This window comes from Candidatus Aquicultor sp. (assembly GCF_054640775.1).
In genome coordinates, this window is sequence record NZ_JBTSLF010000192.1 from 1 (window position 1) to 4,440 (window position 4,440).

At 50.5% G+C, this 4,440-nt stretch carries 5 protein-coding genes and 3 tRNA genes; 7 read left to right on the plus strand and 1 reads right to left on the minus strand.

Annotated features, from left to right (window positions below):
• From ACYC56_RS12445 to ACYC56_RS12460, 4 genes are all read left to right on the plus strand, one after another.
• The coding region (locus tag ACYC56_RS12445) for an NAD(P)/FAD-dependent oxidoreductase (protein WP_461374501.1) at positions 1-718 on the plus strand (718 nt) is incomplete at its 5' end.
• Positions 719-730: 12 nt separating this feature from the next.
• Positions 731-1,297 carry a hypothetical protein gene (locus ACYC56_RS12450; protein ID WP_461374502.1) on the plus strand — a complete coding sequence of 189 codons (567 nt, stop codon included), beginning with the start codon at positions 731-733 and terminating at the stop codon, positions 1,295-1,297.
• A gap of 204 nt (positions 1,298-1,501) precedes the next feature.
• Positions 1,502-2,134 carry a hypothetical protein gene (locus ACYC56_RS12455; RefSeq protein WP_461374503.1) on the plus strand — a complete coding sequence of 211 codons (633 nt, stop codon included), beginning with the start codon at positions 1,502-1,504 and terminating at the stop codon, positions 2,132-2,134.
• Between the two features lie 224 nt (positions 2,135-2,358).
• Positions 2,359-3,336, plus strand: a complete 978-nt coding sequence (locus ACYC56_RS12460) for an ATP-binding protein (RefSeq protein ID WP_461374504.1) — start codon at positions 2,359-2,361, stop codon at positions 3,334-3,336.
• On the opposite strand, the gene ACYC56_RS12465 is transcribed toward ACYC56_RS12460, so the two are convergent.
• A complete protein-coding gene (locus tag ACYC56_RS12465) occupies positions 3,333-3,650 on the minus strand; it encodes an FmdB family zinc ribbon protein (protein WP_461374505.1) in 318 nt (105 codons plus the stop codon). The two genes, ACYC56_RS12460 and ACYC56_RS12465, sit on opposite strands and share 4 nt — an antisense overlap.
• 223 nt (positions 3,651-3,873) lie before the next feature.
• Between ACYC56_RS12465 and ACYC56_RS12470 the strand changes: the two genes are divergently transcribed.
• The 3 genes from ACYC56_RS12470 (at position 3,874) to ACYC56_RS12480 (ending at position 4,205) form a co-directional block, all read left to right on the plus strand.
• Positions 3,874-3,955 (plus strand) — tRNA-Tyr (locus ACYC56_RS12470).
• A gap of 72 nt (positions 3,956-4,027) precedes the next feature.
• Positions 4,028-4,100, plus strand: a tRNA-Thr gene (locus ACYC56_RS12475).
• A gap of 30 nt (positions 4,101-4,130) precedes the next feature.
• Positions 4,131-4,205: transfer RNA gene (locus ACYC56_RS12480), tRNA-Met, on the plus strand.
• The last annotated feature ends 235 nt before the right edge of the window (positions 4,206-4,440 follow it).

The following is a 4,440-nucleotide window of genomic DNA, read 5'->3' on the forward strand; positions in this document are numbered from 1 at the left end:
CACCAACTTTACTGGTGGAAAAATCGTCATCACAATCGACGTACCGCACAAATGCCCTGTCGCCCCGTTAGAGCTTGTCTTTATGCTCGACGAACTGTACCGGGAAAAAGGCATACGGGATAACGTCGACTTGCTCTACACATATCCTATCGGCAGGCTGCATTCGTTGGAGCCGGTAGCGACATGGGCGCAGCCGGAATTTGAAAAGAGGGGAATCAACTGGGAGTGCTTCTGCAACGTGGACTCGGTAGACCCGCAGAAGAAAGTAGTCAACACCCTTGAGGGAAGCGAAATCCCGTTTGATATCCTGATTTCGATCCCGGCGCATAAGGGAGCGCAGGTAATTATCGATTCGGGCATTGGCGACGAAGGTGGGTTTATCCCAACTAACCGCCACACCCTGAAGGCCGACGGCCATGATAATATCTACGTTCTTGGCGACGCCACGAACCTGCCCGTTTCTAAGGCCGGTTCAACAGCCCACTACGAAGCCGATGTAGTGGCCGAGAATCTAATCTCTGAGCTTAGAGGGTTAACCCCATCTCATTATTACGATGGCAAGGTGTTCTGCTTTGTCGAGGCAGGCTTGAATAAAGCGACGTATGTGTCGTTTAGCTACACCAAGCCGCCCGCGCCGACACCGGCCACCGAGATGATCCACTGGTTTAAACTTGCATTTAACGAGATGTACTGGTTATCCGCTCGCGGCATTTTATAGGGAGGTGTGCGCATGACTGAAGAAAACGGCGCAACGAAAACCGAACAAGAGATACCCGCCACCCCACCTTCCCGTATGGATGAGGCCAGCGGCTTCCTTACAGCGAGTCTGGATTCCATGACGCCGGCTATAGTGCAGCGGATGACCGCGACCATGGCCAAGATGGCGGAGCTGGTCGACCTTGTCGAAGCTATTAACACCGATGAGATGAAGGGTCTTGTCACCAGCGCGGCGGACGCGGCTGAGAGCCTTACTCGATCCCTTGAGGCCGTAAAGGCGCTCGAGGAGAGCGGCGCTCTGAGCGCATTGGTGGAGATGGGCGATTTTGCATATTCGATGAAGCAATCTATGACCGCACCGATACTTCAGCGTACCCTTTCAATGGGGATATCGCTGGCAGTAACGGGCGACCAGATGCTTGAAGCCGCTCGCGAATCGGTGAACGATGCGAAGAAAGATACGCGCAAGCTAGGCCCTGTGGCCCTGCTGCACGAGCTTAAAGAGCCGAAGATGCAGGAAGGGTTAAAGTTCCTGCTGGCCTTTGCTCATCGCTTGCCTGATCTCATGGAAGGTATTTAATGAGATAACGTCTTATGCATTGCTAAAGCATATACTAAATACTAAAGCATTATTGAAACCCCGTAAGGCGTTTAACGCTGCACGGGGTTTTGTTATTGAGTGCGATGGTTACTAGTAATGGTTATTACTATTTCATTTGGTCTCAAATCGTTGTTGTGGCTGTTTGCCGTGCCTGGTAACATAGCTATAAAAATATTGCTACTTTTGCAACAAAGTCGTGGATACCCGCGGGTAATCCATGAATTGGAAGGGATGATAGATATGGCAGGAGTCGATGAAGCCAGGTTGCACCTGGAGAGGGAAAGCGTAGTACTCTCGCCTGCCGAGGCGAGTCTGGCGCGAATTATCGAAGCTACTAAAGGCCTCTTCTCGCGAGGTTACGGTGATGTGGAGTTGATCGGCAAGGTGGCCGATAAGCAAGTGTGCTATATCAACCTGCTGGACGCAGGAAGCGCATCGAGTTACAACGAGCTGTCAGAAGAGACCAGGCTGGGTCTGGAGAACGCAACCTATGTAGTCAAGGATGGTATAGTCGGCGACTCCCTGATGGTTCAGGCGACCACACCGGAAGCGCAGCAGCGCCTCGGCGACTGGAAGCGGGATGAGTCGGATTACTTCACCCTCGAGGCCGAAGCGCGCATGTCGCCCGTCGAGCAGATCGAAGCGCTTATCGAAGCGGCCGCGGCGGTTGCGGCGAGTTCGGGAGAGCTTGAGAAGCTTGATTTTATCCTGCGGCCGACCGTGCTCCACGACAATCTTCTGAGAGCCATCATGGAAGCACGAGGGGTTGAGCTGCGCCGTGTGGAGCCGAGCAAAAACGGCCAGGGTAAAGCTTAGTATCGCTTGTAATTGGGTATCGCTCGCTTGTTGGTTTAACTACGAAAAAATGTGGGTAATAATAAGCAAGGAAGCACGGTTTAGCTGGTATCTACTATGCTGAAGCGCATAAAGAGGGCTCGCTTTTCGCAGTAGCTGTTGGGGAGTTTTCAATTGTTTTTACATCAGGTTTATTATCCGGATAAACGGGCAATAACTAGCAAGCGATATATAGGTAGCTAAGGATGAGTCCAGTGATCGACAAACGGCTTAAATTATTACTTTTATCCGAACCACAAAGCCTGGATCCGATCAGAAAGGAAGTACAGGATTTTATATCCGGTACTTCTTATCAATCGAGAGCCTCGGACATCCTGCTTGTTGTCTCGGAGGCATGCACCAATGTTATCCGCCATGCATACGACGCAAGCTATGAAAATCCCCTGATAATGCTTGAATGCTTCTTAAAGCTCGATGCCCTCACGATTATGGTCAGCGATAAGGGTAAAGGCCTGCCCGCCCAAAGCGGCGGCCCCGTGTTCTCCGAGGATGGCGGGTTCGGGGTCTTTTTGATGCAGAAGTTGTCGGACAGGTTTAAGTGCTATTCGCTTCCCGGCTCCGGGACCGTGCTTGAGCTGGGGTTCAAAAATCCCGAATATCACCTGATGCCGAAGAGACGAAAAGCATCGATGGTCGTCGATACCGCCACCGCATACTGGCTCACCTTCGCCGACATGCTCTCACACCCCAGAAAAAGCTATAGCGCCTACCGGGAGTGCTTGGGCGCGGGCTTTGGGGCGATGTTCGACAGCCTCAGGCCCTGTTGGAAGTCGATAGCCATTCTGTTTTTCATACGCTCCGCTATAAACGATGTAAGAAAGGCGCTCAAACGCGGCGATCACGAGACGGCCAGACTTATCATCGAGGAGATAGGAAACCAAATAAAGGTTGTCGAGCTGGACCTTCGCGGGATGTCGGGCGAGGGACGGTCGCTTCTCAAAAAGCATCTGGAAGGGGCGTTTAGCAAGTTGTCCAAGCTAAAGCGCGAACTCGGATTCGGGGAAGAAAAAGAGATGCCCGATTCCTCAGGCATCTATGCTTCTGTTGCGGGCGATGACATTATCGAGCTTGTCGATGGGATTATAGAGAATCTTAACAATATGCTGGACGACAGCATAGGGTGCTGGATCGCGCTCGACGAAGGGCCCCTGCAGCCTATTTAGTCGCTACTGCACGTGCCGGCCGAGGTGCAGGTCGAACAGCCGGAACCGTTTCCGTTTCCGTTACCCCCGCCATTATCACTGGTGCTTTTTTCTCCGCTTGGCTTGGAGCCCGATTTCTCCGCCGCGACTCGCTTCGGCGATTTATAGTCGTTGACGTGAAACCCGCTGCCCTTAAACGCGATCCCTACCGGAAAGAACACCTTGGCCACGGGGCCTTTGCATTCTGGGCACTCCTTTATCGGCTCATCGTTGACCGATTGCATAACTTCAAACGTATGATCACAAGACTTACAACGGTATCCGTAGATTGGCATGCTATCACCTATTACTTAGTTTAGGAAAATTTTATCAAAATTACCGACAATTTGCACCTTTGTGATTTTCTTATGCGTTTCTTAATGATTCTGTTAGAAATTCTGTTAGAAATTCTAATAAAACAGATGCCGGATAATTACCGCCGAGCTCATGAAGAATCCTGCTCAATTGACATGAATGCACTTTTCAAGTACCATCTTAAAGGCGAATCATTGCCGATAAGGAGGGATTCCCGAGTGGCCAAAGGGGACGGACTGTAAATCCGTTGGCGAAGCCTTCGAAGGTTCAAATCCTTCTCCCTCCACAAAGTCACTAAAAATGATTTGAAATTGCATTTCAAATCATTATAATAACTTTGTTATGTAGAATTCGTTTTGCCCGCGTAGCTCAGTCGGCAGAGCACTTCCATGGTAAGGAAGGGGTCAGCGGTTCAAATCCGCTCGCGGGCTCAAGAGAAGCTCTTACACGGCTTCTCGTATGGCGGTGTAGCTCAGTTGGTTTAGAGCACACGGTTCATACCCGTGTTGTCGTAGGTTCAAGTCCTACCACCGCTACAAAATTGCCAAAAGCAGGCAATTTTGTAGAGCAATGGAACAATTGACAATAGAACGGTCAAAGCCGTTTTGTTGTCAAAGCGCTCCATTAGTCTACTTATAGAAACTTGATCGGTCGGGGATGCTTGGTAGCAAGGAAAGCATTTTCAAGTTGCATTGGCCCCGGCCTTATATTTATTTAAAAACGCTTAAGGGCCAGGCTTAAAAACCGTGGGCTTTAACCTAATAAAAAAAC